Source organism: Burkholderia stabilis (genome assembly GCF_001742165.1).
GTDB classification, from domain to species: Bacteria; Pseudomonadota; Gammaproteobacteria; order Burkholderiales; family Burkholderiaceae; genus Burkholderia; species Burkholderia stabilis.
The window spans coordinates 414,420-430,320 of the sequence record NZ_CP016442.1; the positions used below are offsets into that span (position 1 = coordinate 414,420).

Below are 15,901 nucleotides of genomic sequence, written 5' to 3' on the forward strand. Positions count from 1 at the left end.
GGAAAGAAGGGCGCTCAGCGTGCCGCGAGCGCTTGCGGCGAGACGGTTTTCGCGGCCGCGTAGTCGACCACCGAACCGGATACCTGCTGCGCGTACGCGTCGGCGCCCGACTTCAGCAGGAACGCGGTCAGCACGCCGTGTGCGTCCTTCACGTACCACGCCTGGTCGGCGAACAGCTTCAGGCCGCTCGCGTGGTCGTGCACGAAGACCGCGCGCACCTTCGCGGACGGGCCGAGCTTGCCGAGCGCAGCGAATGCGGCTGCAGGGCTCGCGTAGTGGCGCACGGCTTCGTCGCCGGCGAGCCACACCTGCGCGACGTCGTTGAAATCGCGGATCGGCTTGCCCGTCGACGCATCGTTCGCGACGAGCGGCTGTTTGCCGTAGTGTTTCAGCGCAGCGTCGTAGTCGAGCCCCGATGCCTTGAGCGCGGCACGGATATAACGATCGTCGACGAACGTCGCGGCGTCGGGCGCGGTGTCGGTCTTCTTCAGCAGCTTGAGCGTGTCGATCGCGGTTGCGACCGCCTGCCGGTATTCGGGTTTCCACGTCAGGTCGCGGGTCTGGATGCCGAGCGGCCCGTGATACAGGTAGTCGACCGGCGCCTCGATGCCGGTGACCTTCTCGATCAGCAGGCTGTATTTTTCAGGGTTCTGCGCGAGCAGGCGGTTCGCCTCGATCACGGCGCGCAGGTACGCGACGACCACTTCCGGGTAGCGCTGCGCGTAGGCCGCATTGACCAGCGCGCCGTGGAAGGTCGGTGCATGGGTTTGCGCGCCGTCGTAGATCTTGCGTGCGATGCCGCGATACGGAAACAGGTCGGCGAACGGCACGAAGTCCGCATGCGCGTCGATCTTGTTCGCCTTCAGCGCGCTGCCGGCCACTTCCGGCGCCTGCGTGACGATGTTCACGTCGGTGTCGGGGTTCCAGCCCTGCGCCTTGATCGCGCGCAGCAGCATCCCGTGCGCGGTCGACGCGAACGGCACCGAGATCGTCTTGCCCTTGAGATCGGCCAGCGAGCGCACCGGCGAATTCGTCGGCACGACGATCCCGTTGCCGCTGCCGTCGATGCTGCCGTCGAGCACGGTGATGAACACGCTCTGGCGGCCGGCCTTCCTGAACGCCGCGCCGTTCAGTGCGCCGGGGAAATCGGCCATCGCGCCGAAGTCGAGCTTGCCGGCGACCATCTCGTTGGTGAGCGGCGCGCCGGACGTGAAGTCCTTCCACTGCACGTCGTACTTCACGTCCTGGTACTTGCCGGTGCGCGGCAGGTACTTGTCGAGCAGGTGCAACTCGCGGATCAGCAGGCCGCCGGTCGCGCAGTTGATCGTCGTGTCCTGCGTGCCGATCGCGACGCGGATCGTCTCCGCATGGGCGAAACCGGTGGCCGCGATGGCGATCGACGCGGCGAGCAGGCGGAACTTCCGTAGCGTGGGGTTCATGTGTCGTGAGTCCGGTTGTTGGGCAATCGATGGGCCGGTTGCGCGCCGCTCAGCGCAGCAGGTAAGGGATGTCGACCTTGACCGCGCCGGTCGGGCAATCGCGCTCGCACGGCATGCAGTACCAGCATTCGTCGAACTGCATGTAGGCCTTGCCCTTGGTCACGTCGATCGCGAGCAGGTCGAGCGGGCACACGTCGACGCAGACGGTGCAGCCCTTGTCGGCGATGCACAGCCCCTCGTCGATCGTGACGGGTGCGCTGCTGCGCTGGAAGATGTCGTGCGGGGTATGGGGCACGGTAGGGCTCCTCAGAGGGCGGCCGCGAGTGCGGCCGGTTCGCGGATGCGCAGATGCGCGTAGGCGCTGCGTTCGTCGTCGGCCAGCGGCACGATGTACGGTTCGACCGGCCGCTTCTCGCTTTGCATCGCGCCGTCGGCGCCTTTGCGCAGCCAGGTATGGCAGAACCAGTCGGCGTCGTTGCGCTGCGGGAAGTCGACGCGATGGTGGTACAGCCCCCAGCGGCTCTCGGTGCGAAACAGCGACGCGCGCGCGGCCATTTCCGCGCAGTCGCGGATCGCGCGCACTTCGGCCGCGCGCATCAGCTCGTGCGGATGGCTTGCTTTCATTTCTTCGATATCCTCAGTAATTCCGTCAAAACGTTGCAGCCCGATTTCCATCTTGCGCGTCACCTTCGGCGGTTGCAGATAGTCGTTCACCATGCGGCGCAGCTTGTATTCCACTTGTGCCGGCGCCAGGCCGCGCTCGCGTGACAGCGGCGCGAGCACGCGTGCGCGCTCGGCGTCGACCTGTTCTTGGTCCACCGGCGCATGGTCGCGGCCGGCCACGTACTCGGCCGCGTTGTGTCCCGCAAACCAGCCGTACGTGAACGCGCCGAGCATGTAGTTGTGCGGGACGGCGGCCATGTCACCGGCCGCGTAGAGCCCGGGCACCGTCGTCTCCGCGCGCGCGTTCACGTACACGCCGGATGCGCTGTGGCCGCTGCAGAAACCGATCTCGGAGATGTGCATCTCGACCATCTGGCTCCGGTAATCGGTTCCGCGCCCCGCATGAAAGCGGCCGCGGCTCGGCCGCTCGTTCGTGTGCAGGATCTGCTCGATGGTCCGGATCGTTTCTTCCGCGAGATGGTCGAGCTTCAGGAACACCGGGCCGTTGCCGCTTTGCAGTTCCTGGTAGAACTCCCACATCATCTGGCCGCTCCAGTAATCGCATTCGATGAAACGCTCGCCCTTGCCGTTCGCGGTGAAGCCGCCGAGCGGGCCGGTCACGTACGCGCATGCGGGGCCGTTGTAGTCCTTGATCAGCGGATTGATCTGGAAGCATTCGAGATTCGCGAGCGCGGCGCCCGCGTGATAGGCCATCGCGTAGCCGTCGCCCGCGTTGGTCGGGTTCTCGTACGTACCCATCAGGTAACCCGACGCCGGCAGCCCGAGCCGCCCGGCCGCGCCGCAGCAGAGAATCACGGCCTTCGCGCGGATCACGTGGAATTCCGCGGTACGGCAGTCGAAACCGAGCACGCCGCTCGCGCGGCCTTGCGCGTCGGTCAGCACGCGCGTCGCGACGATGCGGTTCGTGATCGCGATGCGCGCGCGCTTCAGTTGCCGGTACAGCACCTTCTTGATGTCGTGTCCTTCCGGCATCGGCAGCACGTACGAGCCCATGTGATGGACCTTCTTCACTGCGTAGTCGCCGGTGCCGTCCTTCTCGAACTTCACGCCCCAGCGGTCGAGCTGCTCGATCGTCGCGAAGCTGTGCTGCGCATACGCGTGAACGGCTTCCTGGTCGACGATCCCGTCGTTGGCGATCGTGATCTCGCGTGTGTACTGCTCGGGCGTCGCGTGTCCGGGGATCACCGCGTTGTTCAGGCCGTCCATCCCCATCGAGATCGCGCCGCTGCGCTTCACGTTGGCCTTTTCGAGCAGCAGCACGCGCAGGGACGGGTCGCGCTCCTTCGCCTTGATCGCCGCCATCGGGCCGGCCGTGCCGCCGCCGACCACGACGATGTCGTATTCGAGTACTTGGGTATTCATCGCGGGTTCCTTGCAGGTTTGCGCGCCTTTTGCCGGTCGATGCGCAACCGGTACTGGAAGGCGTCGCCGCGGAAGTAGAGGTATTCGTAGTCGATCGGCGCGCCCGACGCGTCGTGCGTGAGGCGCTCGATGCGCAGCACGGGGCTGCTTTCCTCGACGCGCAGCGCATCGACGATCTCGTCGTCGGCGAGGATCGCGTCGATCGACACGTCGGCATGGCCGAGCGGGATGCCGCAGTCGTTCTCGAGGATCAGGAAGATGTCGCGGCTCGCGAGATCGGCGCCCGCGAGACGCTTGCCGAGCGCTTCGGGCACCCAGGTCTGTTCGAGCGACACGGGCTCGCGGTTCAGCAGCCGCACGCGATGAATCTCGACGAGCGGTGCGCCCTCGGGCACGTTCAGCTTCGTCGCGAGATGGCGGTCGGCCTTGACGGTGCGCAGGCTGCGCAACTGGTTGACGATCTCGTAGCCCATCGACGACATCGCCTCGGCGAAGCCCTGCAGCGACGTCACGTTCTGGAACGCCTTCGGCTTCGACACGAACGTGCCCTTGCCGTGCAGCTTGAACAGCAGGCCTTCCTTTTGCAGATCGCCGAGTGCCTGGCGCACCGTGATGCGGCTGACGTCGAACATCGCGCAGAGTTCGTGCTCGGACGGCATCCGGCTGTGCGGCGCATAGGTGCCGTCGAGAATGCGCGCGCGCAGCATGTCCTTGATCTGCACGTAGAGCGGGGCCGCCGACAGCGGCACGACGTTGGGTGGGGGCATCGGTCAACTTGTTATGACAAGATTGCTCGAGTGTAGTCGGCGCGATTGCGCGCCCTAACCAACGATTTCTGATTTCGACTTTCCGATTTCGGAAAAGCGCGGCGGCAGGTCGTCGCCCGAACGGGCAGTTCGGTGCCCGGTGTCCAGTGTCGGCCCGATCGGCCCCTTGCCGGCCGCACGGATTCGCCGACAATGAAAATATTGGGCTGCGCGTGCGGCGCGCATGTCGATTTCCCGATGTGTCGCCCGTCGTATCGATGTCGACCGGGCTTGCGACAGCGTCGATGGGGCAGCCGGCCCCGCCACCGCGCCGCGCTGCACAAGCCCGGTTTCCGAAGGTTGCGCAAACGAGAAAGGAGACGCCAGATGCCGGATTCCCGATACCGCTGGGTGATCGTCGCCGCGGGCGGCCTGATGGGCTGCATCGCGATCGGCGCGATGTTTTCGCTGCCCGTGTTCCTGCGGTCCATTGCACGCGACACGGGCTGGTCGATGACCGGCATTTCCGGCGCGATGACGCTCGGCTTCATCGCGATGGCCTTCGCGAGCATGGCGTGGGGTAGCCTGTCGGACCGTATCGGCACACGCGCGGTCGTCGTGACGGGCGCCGTGCTGCTGTCGGCGAGCCTGGCGCTGGCGAGCCGCGCGCCGTCGCTGCTCGCGTTTCAGCTGACCTTCGGCCTCGCCGTCGGCGGCGCGACGGCCGCGGTGTTCGCGCCGATGATGGCGTGCGTGACAGGCTGGTTCGACACGCACCGCAGCCTGGCGGTGTCGCTCGTGTCCGCCGGCATGGGCATGGCGCCGATGACGATGTCGCCGCTGGCCGCGTGGCTCGTGTCCGCACACGGCTGGCGTACGTCGATGCTGCTCATCGCGGCGCTGGCGGCGGCCGTGATGATTCCGGCGTCGCTGCTGGTGCGCCGGGCGCCCGCGCTCGACGGCACGCATGCCGCGGCGGCGCCTGCCGGTGCGCCTGGGGCGATGTCGGTCGGGGATGCGTTGCGTTCGCCGCAGTTCATGGTGCTGCTGCTGACCAATTTCTTTTGCTGCGCGACGCATTCGGGCCCGATCTTCCACACGGTCAGCTATGCGGTGACGTGCGGAATCCCGCTGATCGTCGCAGTGTCGATCTACAGCGTCGAGGGGCTTGCGGGCATGGGCGGCCGGATCGTGTTCGGAATCCTGGGCGACCGCATCGGTGCGAAGCGCATGCTGGTGACGGGGCTGCTCGCGCAGGCGCTCGGCGCGCTCGGCTACTACTTCGTGCGCACGCTCGACGGGTTCTACGCGGTCGCGACGCTGTTCGGCTTCATCTACGCCGGCGTGATGCCGCTGTATTCGGTGCTCGCACGCGAGAATTTCCCGCTGCGGATGATGGGCACCGTGATCGGCGGCTGCGCGATGGCCGGCAGCCTCGGGATGGCGGCGGGGCCCGTCGCCGGCGGCCTGATCGTCGATACGTTCGGCAGTTATGGCTGGCTGTACATCGGTTCGTTCGCGATCGGCGTCGGCGCATTCCTGATCGCGATGATGTTCCGTCCGTTTGCAAAAACGCGGCCGGACACGGTGGCCGCGTGACCGGGGAACGGAAGGGAAGCGGCCTTTGTTTCGACGGATCGGGGAGGTCCGGCCCGCGTCGTCGCAAATAAATTGAGAAAAATAGAGGGCCAGACACCGCTTGTATTTGCCGGTGCCAGAATCGCGCTCTGCCCGCTGCGGCGCAGCAGAGCGGCAAGTGACGCCGATCGGCGTGCATGCTTCGCGATTCGGCCCCTAAAAAACGCAATATCGAGCATACATTCGAAGGGCCTGTCATACCCGCGTCACCCTGCTAGAATTCGGCCTGCCGCATTGTTCCGATTGACTGATGAGATTGCTTGACGCCCTGGTCGAACAACGTATTGCCGCTGCTGCAGCGCGGGGCGAGTTCGACGATTTGCCGGGTACCGGCGCGCCGCAGGCGCTGGATGACGACCTGCTCGTGCCCGAGGAGGTGCGGGTGGCCAACCGTATCCTGAAGAACGCGGGCTTCGTGCCGCCGGCCGTCGAGCAATTGCGCGCGCTGCGCAACCTGCATGACGAAGTGCAGGCGGTCAGCGACCGTGCCGCGCGTTGCCGGTTGCAAGCCAAGATCCTCGCGCTCGACATGGCGCTCGAATCGCTGCGCGGCGGCCCGATGGTGATGCCGCGCGACTATTGCCGGCGCATCGCCGAACGCCTGTGCGAACGCGGCCTCGACGAAGCGCCCGCCGAAGCGGGGCCGATGTGACGTCCGACGCGCTGCACGACGCAGCCCGATCGGCAGCCGCGCCGGCCACCGAACCCGCCGCCCCAACTCCTGCTCCCGAAGCCGCGCCCGTATCGGCGCGCGACCTGCATTTCATGCGCCTCGCGCAGGCTGCTGCCGAAGAGGCGCGCGCGGCCGGCGAAGTGCCGGTCGGCGCGGTGCTGGTGTGCGGCGACGAAGTGATCGCACGCGGCTTCAATCACCCGATCGGCGGGCACGACCCGTCGGCGCATGCGGAAATGGCCGCGCTGCGCATGGCCGCGCAGCATCTGCAGAATTACCGGATGCCCGGCTGCGAGCTGTACGTGACACTCGAGCCGTGCCTGATGTGCGCGGGCGCGATCATGCATGCGCGCATCGCACGGGTCGTCTACGGCGCCGCCGATCCGAAGACGGGCGCATGCGGCAGCGTGATCGACGCGTTCGCGAATCCGCAACTCAACCACCATACCGATGTGACCGGCGGCGTGCTCGCCGACGAGTGCGGCGCGGCGCTGAAGTCGTTCTTTGCCGAACGCCGTCGCGCGTTGCGCGAAGCACGGCTCGCCCGCGACGCCGAATCCGGCGCGTCATAGTCGCGCCGGCCGCGCCCTTGGCCCCGAGCGGCCCGGGTACGCACGGTTCCGTGAACCGGAGACGGTTCGGACCCTCTAAGCAGGTTTGACGACCCGACACCTTTCGCCATGTCCTTCCAGCCCGCCGCGTCCTACACCATCCGCCTGATGGCGCCGTCCGGTTATCCGCACGACCCCGACGCGATCAATCGCGCGCTCGAACGCCTCAGCACCGCGCAGCATCGCATCGAGAACATCGAGGCGACACAGCGGCGCTTCCAGCGGTTCGGCGGCACCGACGGCGAGCGGGCAGGCGACCTGAACCGCCTCGCCGATCCCGAGCGGCCGCTGCCGGACATCGCGCTTGCGGTGCGCGGCGGCTACGGCGCCGCGCGCATCCTGCACGGGCTCGACTATCGCGGGCTCGAGCGCCGGCTGCGCGACCAGCCGGTCGCGCTCGTCGGCCACAGCGATTTCACGGCGATCCAGCTCGCGCTGTACGCGAAGGCGCGCATCAAGACGTTCGGCGGCCCGATGCTGTCTGCCGATTTCGGCGCGGAAACGCCGAGCGACTTCACGATGCAGCATTTCTGGCAGACGCTGACGCAGCCGAGCACGACGATCATCACCGAAGCGCCGCAGGTGCAGACCGTGAACGTGACGGGCACGCTGTGGGGCGGCAACCTCGCGATCCTCACGTCGCTCGTCGGCACGCCGTACATGCCCGACATCGAGGGCGGCATCCTGTTCATCGAGGACGTCAACGAGCAGCCGTTCCGGATCGAGAGGATGATCTACCAGTTGCACCTGTCGGGGTTGCTCGCGCGCCAGCAGGCGCTCGTGCTTGGCCAGTTCACGGGTGCGCGGCCGTTCGAGTACGACAACGGCTACGACATGCAGGCGATGATCGACCAGGTGCGCGCGGTGATCGGCATCCCGGTCGTCACGGGGCTGCAGTTCGGCCACGTGCCCGACCTGCTGACGCTGCCGTTCGGCGCGCAGGCTCAACTGGTCGCGAATGCGCACGGCTTCCGGCTGACGCTGTCGGACTATCCGCATCTCGGCTGATGCCGGTGAGGTCGATCGAAAGGCGGGTTTCCCGCCTTTTTCTTTATGTAAGTGCGCAACTAACGGTCCGAAATTTCGGCTGCTGCCGACAGGATCGTTCCGATGTCATGCACCAGTTTTGTCAACAAAATGGCCGGGAGGGTATACGACGAGAAGGGCCTCTGTCATGTCTGTAAGGCTTGATATGCATGGATTGCGCGCATCATGCACCGATCGGGATCGTCCCGATGCACGCCGATTGTGCGAGATCCATTAAATGAATTGTTGACAATCTTTATGTCCGTCCTAGGATGAGGACCATCACACGATGCAGATCATGAACGAGCCCGATTCCCATCCGTCCGGCGCAGCCGGTCCCGAAGCGATTGCCGAGCGGATCCGCACCGCGATCCTCGAGCATCGGCTCGCGCCCGGCGCGAAGCTGACGGAGGCGCAGCTCTGCGAGGTATTCGGCGTGAAGCGCGGGACGATCCGCCAGGCGCTCGCGCAGCTCGCGACCGACAAGCTGGTCGAACTCGAGCCGAATCGCGGCGCGTTCGTCGCGAGCCCGACGCTGCAGGACGTGCACGAGGTGTTCGAGATGCGCCGGATCATCGAGCTTGCCGTGGTCGAACGGCTCGCGACCGGGCCCGGCGCGAAGCGTTTGAAGGGCGTTGCCGCGCTGATCGACAAGGAGCGCAAGGCGTTCGAGCGGCATGACTTCGCGGCATGGATCCGCCTGTCGGGCGAATTCCACACCGCGCTCGCGACGCTGATGGGCAATGCGACGCTCAGCGAGTGCCTCGAGGGGCTCGTCGCACGCTCGACGCTGATGTCGGCGCTGTACGAATCGCACGGGCGCAGCCCGTGCTCGTGTGACGACCACGACGAAATCCTCGCCGCGCTGGAGGCGGGGGACCCGAAGCGGGCGGTGACGCTGATGGCGCACCACCTGCAGCATGTCGAACTGAAGATGCTGGACCGGCCCGCGCAAGGGCAGGTCGATCTGCGCGAAGTGTTCGGCGGCGCCTGAGCGGCGACGCGAACCCGGCCGCGCGCCACACAACGAGAGCAATGCAGGCCTGCGGTTGTCGCCGCGGGCCGCTGGCCCGACTCCGGGCGACGATCCGGAGCGGTAACGATGACGGTGGAGCGGCCAGCCGGCCGCGTCAAGGAGAAGTCATGGCTCAGTTCAGTGTGGCGCACGACAGCGCCTATCCGGCGCAAGAAGGTGGCGAAGGCAGCGAGGGCGGCGGCCCGGCACTGCCGGGCGGTTACAGCGAACGTCTGTACAACGAAGATTTGGCACCCCTTAAAAATCAGACTTGGGGGTCGTACAACATCTTCGCGTTCTGGATGTCGGACGTGCACAGCGTCGGCGGCTACGTGTTCGCGGGCAGCCTGTTCGCGCTCGGGCTGACGAGCTGGCAGGTGCTGATCGCGCTGATCGTCGGGATCGGCATCGTGAACCAGCTGTGCAACCTGATCGCGCGACCGAGCCAGCAGGTCGGCGTGCCGTATCCGGTTGCGTGCCGCGCAACGTTCGGCGTGCTCGGTGCAAACGTGCCGGCCGTGATCCGCGGGCTGATCGCGATCGCGTGGTACGGCATCCAGACCTATCTCGCGTCGAGCGCGCTCGTGATCGTCGTGCTGAAGTTCTTCCCGCAATGGCTGCCTTACGCGGACGTTCATCGTTACGGCTTCCTCGGGCTGTCGGCGATCGGCTGGGCCGGGTTCATGCTGCTGTGGGTGCTCCAGGCGCTCGTGTTCTGGAACGGGATGGAGACGATCAAGAAGTTCATCGACTTCGCGGGCCCGGCCGTCTACGTCGTGATGTTCATCCTCGCCGGCTACATGGTGTGGCGCGCGGGCTGGCGCAACATCGGCATCAACCTGGGCGGCGTCAAGTACCACGGCGCGGAAGTGATCCCGGTGATGATCACGGCCGTGTCGCTCGTCGTGTCGTACTTCTCCGGGCCGATGCTGAATTTCGGCGATTTCTCGCGTTACTGCCGCTCGTTCGGCGAAGTGAAGCGCGGCAATTTCTGGGGGCTGCCGGTCAACTTCCTCGCGTTCTCGCTCGTCACGGTGATCACGACGGCCGCGACCTTGCCCGTGTTCGGCGAACTCATCACCGATCCGGTCGAGACGGTCGGCCGCATCGACCATCCGACCGCGGTGATCCTCGGCGCGCTGACGTTTACGATCGCGACGATCGGCATCAACATCGTCGCGAACTTCGTGTCGCCCGCGTTCGACTTCTCGAACGTCGCGCCGCGGCTGATCAGCTGGCGCGCGGGCGGAATGCTCGCGGCCGTCGCGTCGATCTTCATCACGCCGTGGAACCTGTTCAACAACCCGGCCGTGATCCACTACACGCTCGATGTGCTCGGCGCGTTCATCGGCCCGCTGTACGGCGTGCTGATCGCCGACTTCTACCTCGTCAAGCGCGGCCGGCTGGTGCGCGACGATCTCTACACGATGTCGGAAAGCGGTACGTACTGGTACACGGGCGGCGTGAACCGCCGCGCGCTCGCCGCGCTGCTGCCGGCGGCCGTGATCGCGGTCGTCTGCGTGATGGTGCCTGGCTGGCAGGGCGTCGCGAACTTCTCGTGGTTCATCGGCGCGGGGCTCGGCTTCGTGTTCTACCGGCTGCTCGTGAACGCGAAGGCCTGAGGAGCGTGCGATGAAGATTCGACTGATCAATCCGAACACGACGCAGCGGATGACCGACGCGATGGGGCGTTGCGCGCGCGAAGTTGCAGCGGCCGGCACGGAGATCGTGGCCGTGAGCCCGCCGATGGGGCCGCCGTCGATCGAAGGGTATTACGACGAGGCGCTCGCGACGCCCGGGCTGCTCGCCGAGATCGCGCAGGGCGAGCGCGACGGCTGCGACGCGTACGTGATCGCATGTTTCGGCGATCCGGGCCTTTATGCAGCGCGCGAACTCGCGCGCGGGCCGGTGATCGGGATTGCCGAGGCCGCGATGCACGCGGCGAGCGTGCTCGCACCGGGCTTCTCGGTCGTCACGACGCTTGCGCGCACCTGCGGAATGGCGTGGCACCTCGCGGAGCGCTACGGGATGAAGCGGTTCTGCCGCAACGTGCGCGCAACCGACGTCGCGGTGCTCGAACTCGACCGGCCCGGATCGGCCGCGCGCCGGATCATCGTCGACGAATGCCGGCGCGCGCTCGACGAGGACGGCGCCGATGCGATCGTGCTCGGTTGTGCGGGGATGGCCGAATTCGCGCACGAGATCGAGCAGCAGATCGGCGCGCCGGTGGTCGAGGGTGTCACGGCGGCCGTCAAATGGGCCGAGGCGCTCGTTTCGCTGCGCCTCGCGACCGCGAAACGCGGCGACTACGCGCGGCCGCTGCCGAAGCGCTACGACGGCGCATTCGCCCGCTTCAGCCCGCCAGGCGGGGATGCGGAGGAACCGGTCCCGAATTTGCCGCAACCGCACATACACACCGTCTGACACGCACTATCTGCGCCGCTGTATGGGCGCGTATGGACGTTTTCGCTACACTGGGCCGTCATCGCATCGGCTCGCGCGGCCGGCCTCCGGCACCCGCGCGGTCGATGCGAACCCATTATTTCAGCGAGCTTTCGTCGCACTTCGAACCATGTCACTCGATTCCAACTATCCTCGCGACCTGATCGGCTACGGCCGCCATCCCGTGCAGGCGAACTGGCCGGGGCGCGCCCGCGTCGCCGTGCAATTCGTGCTGAACTACGAAGAAGGCGGCGAGAACTGCGTGCTGCACGGCGACCCGGGCTCCGAGCAGTTCCTGTCCGAAATCGTCGGTGCGGCCGCGTATCCGGACCGCCACATGAGCATGGAGTCGATCTACGAATACGGGTCGCGGGCCGGCGTGTGGCGCATCCTGCGCGAATTCGAGAAGCGCGGGATGCCGCTGACGGTATTCGGCGTCGGCATGGCGATCGAGCGTCACCCGGAACTCGCGCGCGCATTCGTCGAGCTTGGTCACGAGATCGCGTGCCACGGCTGGCGCTGGATCCACTATCAGAGCATGACGCCCGAGCTCGAGGCCGAGCACATGCGCCTCGGGATGGAAGCGATCGAGCGCGTGACGGGCGTGCGTCCGCTCGGCTGGTATACCGGCCGCGACAGCCCCAATACGCACCGCCTGGTCGCGGAATACGGCGGCTTCCTGTACGACTCCGACAACTACGGCGACGACCTGCCGTTCTGGATGGACGTCGAAGTGTCGGGCGGCGGCACGTCGCCGCAACTGATCCTGCCGTACACGCTCGACACGAACGACATGCGCTTCGCGACGCCGCAAGGCTTCAACACCGGCGATCACTTCTTCGACTATCTGCGCGACGCGTTCGACGTGCTGTACGCAGAGGGCGACGAGGCGCCGAAGATGCTGTCGATCGGCATGCATTGCCGGCTGCTCGGCCGGCCCGGCCGGTTCCGCGGGCTGCAGCGTTTCCTCGATCACATCGAGAAGCACGATCGCGTATGGGTGACGCGCCGTGTCGATATCGCGCGTCACTGGCGTGAACATCATCCGTATCAGCCCAATCATCAAAACGAAGGGAAAGCATGAAGGCGATGCGTTACACGTTGAATCAACTGAACACGATGGCGCCGAGCGCATTCGTCGCGGCGCTGTCGGGGATCTTCGAACATTCGCCGTGGGTGGCCGAGGTCGCCGCGGGCGAGCGTCCGTTCGCGAGCATCGATGCGCTGCACAAGACGATGTCGGGCGCGGTGGAAACGTCCGGCGAAGTGCGCCAGCTCGCACTGATCAACGCTCACCCGGAGTTGGCCGGCAAGGCCGCGGTGCGCGGCGAGCTGACCGCCGAGTCGACGCGCGAGCAGAGCGGCGCGGGCCTCGACCAGTGCACGCAGGAAGAGTTCGACAAGCTGCTGACGCTGAACCGCACGTATCGCGAGAAGTTCGGCTTCCCGTTCATCCTCGCGGTGCGTGGTTATGACCGGCACGGCATCATCGCGAACTTCGAGGCGCGCGTGAATCATTCGCGCACCGAGGAGCTGCGCGCGAGCCTCGACCAGATCTACCGGATCGCACGCTTCCGCCTCGACGATCTGATCGACGCCTGACACCGCAACACGGCCTGCTGCGTCGCAGCGGCCTGACCGCATTACCGAAACTAGGAAACATCATGGCTCTTCCGCTTCTCGATCCCAACGCACCCGATTTCACGCGGCGCTACGTGAACCTCGCCGACCCGCGTCTCGGTGCGCAGGCGCTCGAAGCCAGCGACGATTTCTTCGCGCCGAAGGATCGGATGCTGAACCCCGAGCCGGCCGTGTTCATCCCCGGCAAGTACGACGATCACGGCAAATGGATGGACGGCTGGGAAACCCGCCGCAAGCGCACGACCGGCTACGACTGGTGCATCGTCAAGCTCGCGCGCCCGGGCGTGATCAAGGGCTTCGACATCGATACGAGCCACTTCACCGGCAACTTCCCGCCGGCCGCATCGGTCGAGGCCGCGTTCGTGGCCGACGGCGCGCCGACGCATGCCACCGAATGGGTCGAGATCGTGCCGTCGACGACCTTGCAGGGCAACAGCCATCACTACGTCGAAACGAGCGACGCCCGCGCATTCACGCACCTGCGCGTGAACATCTATCCGGACGGCGGCATCGCGCGCCTGCGCGTGTACGGCCAGCCGCAGCTCGACTGGGCCGGCGCGAGCGCGACCGAACAGTTCGATCTCGCGGCGATGGAAAACGGCGGTTACGTCGTGGCGGCGAACAACCAGCACTTCGGCGTCGCGTCGAACCTGCTGCTGCCGGGCCGCGGCGTGAACATGGGCGACGGCTGGGAAACCCGCCGCCGCCGCGAGCCGGGCAACGACTGGGCGATCATCGCGCTCGCGCAGCCGGGCGTGATCCGCAAGATCGAAGTCGATACGGCGTTCTTCAAGGGCAACTACCCGGACCGCTGCTCGATCCAGGCCGCGTACGTGTCGGGCGGCACCGACAGCTCGCTGATCACGCAGTCGATGTTCTGGCCGGTGCTGCTCGGCGAACAGAAGCTGCAGATGGACAAGCAGCATTACTTCGAACACGACATCGCGTCGCTCGGCCCCGTCACGCACGTGCGACTGAACATCATTCCGGACGGCGGCGTGTCGCGCCTGCGTCTGTGGGGGACGCTCGACAAATGAAGACGCTCGTTATCGAACCGCTGACCAAGGAAGCCTTCGCGCCGTTCGGCGACGTGATCGAAACGGAAGGGGCGAAGCAGATCCCGATCAACCTCGGCACGACGATCCGCTTTCACGATCTGGCGAAAGTCGACGTGACCGATGAAGACGGACGCACGCTCGTCAACCTGTTCCGCGGCCAGCCGCGCACGCTGCCGTTCGAGGTGAAGATGCTCGAACGGCATCCGCTCGGCAGCCAGGCATTCGTGCCGCTGAATGACCAGCCGTATCTCGTCGTCGTCGCGCCCGCGGGCGATCTCGATCCGGCGAAGATCCGCGCATTCGTGACGAGCGGGTGGCAGGGCGTCAACTACGCGAAGGGCGTGTGGCATCACCCGCTGATCGCGCTCGGCGGCGTCAGCGACTTCATCGTCGTCGATCGCGGCGGCGATGGCCTGAACCTCAACGAGCAGGATCTGCAGGAATCGCTGTGGCTCACCGACGAGGCGCTGACCGCGCTGACCGCCTGAGTCGCTGGCGTTTTCGTGCCAGCCTGTCGAAACCCGCGCAACATGCGCGGGTTTTTTTATGGATCGCGTTTCCGCGCGGTTCAGGTCAGGTCGTGACGGCTTTGCGCGTGCCGCGTGAACCGTCGCTGCCGCGACGCCGATGCTGAAGCGGCGCATGCTGCGCCATCAGCTCGGCGACCCAGTCGACGAATACGCGCAGCTTCGCGCTGACGTGCCGGTTCGGCGGGAACGCGACGTACATCGGCATCGGGTCCAGCCGCCAGCGTTCGAACAGCGGCACCAGTTCGCCGCGGGCGCGATACGCGGCCGCCATGTAGTCGGGCAGCCACAGGATGCCGAGCCCGGCGAGACCGGCCTCGAGATATGCGTTGCCGTCATCGACCGCGAGCACGTAGCGCCCGCGCACGTCGACGCGCGCGCCGTTGCATTCCATCGCGAACGGCAACGCCTTGCCGGTGCGCGCCCACAGAAAACCGACGATCCGGTGATGCGTGTCTTCCAGTTCGTCCGGATGCGCCGGCGTGCCGGCGTGCGCGAGATAGTCCGGCGACGCGTATACGCCGAGCCGAAGATCGCCGACGCGGCGCGCGACCAGCGACCGGTCGGTCGGCTCGCCGCCGCGCACGACGCAGTCGACGTTCTCGCCGATCACGTCCACCACGCGATCGCTCACGCCCATGTCGAGCTGGATGTCCGGATAACGTGCATGGAACGCGGGCAGCGCGGGGATCAGGATCAGGCGCGCGAACGGGCTCGGCACGTCCACGCGCAGCCGCCCCCTGGGCGACGCGGACGCGGCGGACAGGCTCGTTTCGGCATCGTCCATGTCGGCCAGCAGCCGCACCACGCGGTCGTAATACGCGGCGCCGTCGGCCGTGACGACGACCTTGCGCGTCGTGCGGTTGAACAGCTTCACGCGCAGCCGCGCTTCGAGCTGCTGCACCAGTTGCGTGACGGTGGTGCGGCTCATGTGCAGCGTGTCGGCCGCTTTCGTGAAGCTGCCGGCTTCCACTACGCGGGCGAACGCCTGCATTGCGTCGAATCGGTCCATCGGGTCAAGGCTCCGCGTCGGTCGGGA

16 protein-coding genes are annotated in these 15,901 nt (G+C 66.6%); 11 read left to right on the plus strand and 5 right to left on the minus strand.

The features are described 5' to 3' along the window. Positions 1 to 14 precede the first annotated feature (14 nt). From BBJ41_RS02040 to BBJ41_RS02055, 4 genes are read right to left on the minus strand one after another with little or no spacing between them, the layout of a single operon-like run. Positions 15 to 1,439, minus strand: a complete 1,425-nt coding sequence (locus BBJ41_RS02040) for an ABC transporter substrate-binding protein (RefSeq protein WP_069745100.1) — start codon at positions 1,437 to 1,439, stop codon at positions 15 to 17. Between the two features lie 49 nt (positions 1,440 to 1,488). Next, complete coding sequence (locus tag BBJ41_RS02045) at positions 1,489 to 1,734, minus strand: 4Fe-4S dicluster domain-containing protein (protein ID WP_069745101.1); 246 nt, start codon at positions 1,732 to 1,734, stop codon at positions 1,489 to 1,491. 11 nt (positions 1,735 to 1,745) lie between these two features. Next, on the minus strand, positions 1,746 to 3,485 hold the full coding sequence (locus BBJ41_RS02050) for a fumarate reductase/succinate dehydrogenase flavoprotein subunit (protein ID WP_069745102.1): 1,740 nt from the start codon (positions 3,483 to 3,485) through the stop codon (positions 1,746 to 1,748). Further along, the gene (locus BBJ41_RS02055; protein ID WP_069745103.1) at positions 3,482 to 4,252 is read right to left on the minus strand and encodes a GntR family transcriptional regulator; all 771 of its coding nucleotides are present in this window, start codon (positions 4,250 to 4,252) and stop codon (positions 3,482 to 3,484) included. Before BBJ41_RS02055 ends, BBJ41_RS02050 begins: the two co-directional genes overlap by 4 nt. A 366-nt stretch (positions 4,253 to 4,618) precedes the next feature. Here BBJ41_RS02055 and BBJ41_RS02060 point away from each other — a divergent pair, with 366 nt between their 5' ends. The 11 genes from BBJ41_RS02060 (at position 4,619) to BBJ41_RS02110 (ending at position 14,823) form a co-directional block, all read left to right on the plus strand. Further along, positions 4,619 to 5,830: an MFS transporter gene (locus BBJ41_RS02060; RefSeq protein WP_069745104.1), complete on the plus strand. Its 1,212-nt coding sequence runs from the start codon at positions 4,619 to 4,621 to the stop codon at positions 5,828 to 5,830. A gap of 289 nt (positions 5,831 to 6,119) precedes the next feature. Then, positions 6,120 to 6,521 carry a DnaJ family domain-containing protein gene (locus BBJ41_RS02065; RefSeq protein ID WP_012328731.1) on the plus strand — a complete coding sequence of 134 codons (402 nt, stop codon included), beginning with the start codon at positions 6,120 to 6,122 and terminating at the stop codon, positions 6,519 to 6,521. Next, positions 6,518 to 7,114, plus strand: coding sequence for a tRNA adenosine(34) deaminase TadA (tadA, locus tag BBJ41_RS02070; RefSeq protein ID WP_083281779.1), 597 nt, complete (start codon positions 6,518 to 6,520; stop codon positions 7,112 to 7,114). Before BBJ41_RS02065 ends, tadA begins: the two co-directional genes overlap by 4 nt. 108 nt (positions 7,115 to 7,222) lie before the next feature. Further along, the gene (ldcA, locus tag BBJ41_RS02075) at positions 7,223 to 8,161 is read left to right on the plus strand and encodes a muramoyltetrapeptide carboxypeptidase (protein WP_069745106.1); all 939 of its coding nucleotides are present in this window, start codon (positions 7,223 to 7,225) and stop codon (positions 8,159 to 8,161) included. Between the two features lie 307 nt (positions 8,162 to 8,468). Continuing rightward, on the plus strand, positions 8,469 to 9,173 hold the full coding sequence (locus BBJ41_RS02080) for a GntR family transcriptional regulator (protein ID WP_069745107.1): 705 nt from the start codon (positions 8,469 to 8,471) through the stop codon (positions 9,171 to 9,173). Between the two features lie 149 nt (positions 9,174 to 9,322). Next, positions 9,323 to 10,816: an NCS1 family nucleobase:cation symporter-1 gene (locus BBJ41_RS02085; RefSeq protein ID WP_069745108.1), complete on the plus strand. Its 1,494-nt coding sequence runs from the start codon at positions 9,323 to 9,325 to the stop codon at positions 10,814 to 10,816. A 10-nt stretch (positions 10,817 to 10,826) separates the two neighbouring features. Beyond that, positions 10,827 to 11,618 carry an aspartate/glutamate racemase family protein gene (locus tag BBJ41_RS02090; RefSeq protein ID WP_069745109.1) on the plus strand — a complete coding sequence of 264 codons (792 nt, stop codon included), beginning with the start codon at positions 10,827 to 10,829 and terminating at the stop codon, positions 11,616 to 11,618. Positions 11,619 to 11,766: 148 nt separating this feature from the next. Continuing rightward, positions 11,767 to 12,720, plus strand: a complete 954-nt coding sequence (gene puuE, locus BBJ41_RS02095; RefSeq protein WP_069745110.1) for an allantoinase PuuE — start codon at positions 11,767 to 11,769, stop codon at positions 12,718 to 12,720. Next, on the plus strand, positions 12,717 to 13,238 hold the full coding sequence (gene uraD / locus BBJ41_RS02100) for a 2-oxo-4-hydroxy-4-carboxy-5-ureidoimidazoline decarboxylase (protein WP_069745111.1): 522 nt from the start codon (positions 12,717 to 12,719) through the stop codon (positions 13,236 to 13,238). The genes puuE and uraD overlap by 4 nt, the downstream gene beginning before the upstream one ends. 62 nt (positions 13,239 to 13,300) lie before the next feature. Then, the gene (alc, locus tag BBJ41_RS02105; protein ID WP_069745112.1) at positions 13,301 to 14,314 is read left to right on the plus strand and encodes an allantoicase; all 1,014 of its coding nucleotides are present in this window, start codon (positions 13,301 to 13,303) and stop codon (positions 14,312 to 14,314) included. Beyond that, positions 14,311 to 14,823, plus strand: coding sequence for an ureidoglycolate lyase (locus BBJ41_RS02110; RefSeq protein ID WP_069745113.1), 513 nt, complete (start codon positions 14,311 to 14,313; stop codon positions 14,821 to 14,823). The genes alc and BBJ41_RS02110 overlap by 4 nt, the downstream gene beginning before the upstream one ends. A gap of 85 nt (positions 14,824 to 14,908) precedes the next feature. Here the strand turns inward: BBJ41_RS02110 and BBJ41_RS02115 are convergent, their stop codons facing one another. Then, on the minus strand, positions 14,909 to 15,874 hold the full coding sequence (locus tag BBJ41_RS02115; RefSeq protein ID WP_069745114.1) for a LysR family transcriptional regulator: 966 nt from the start codon (positions 15,872 to 15,874) through the stop codon (positions 14,909 to 14,911). Positions 15,875 to 15,901 lie beyond the last annotated feature (27 nt).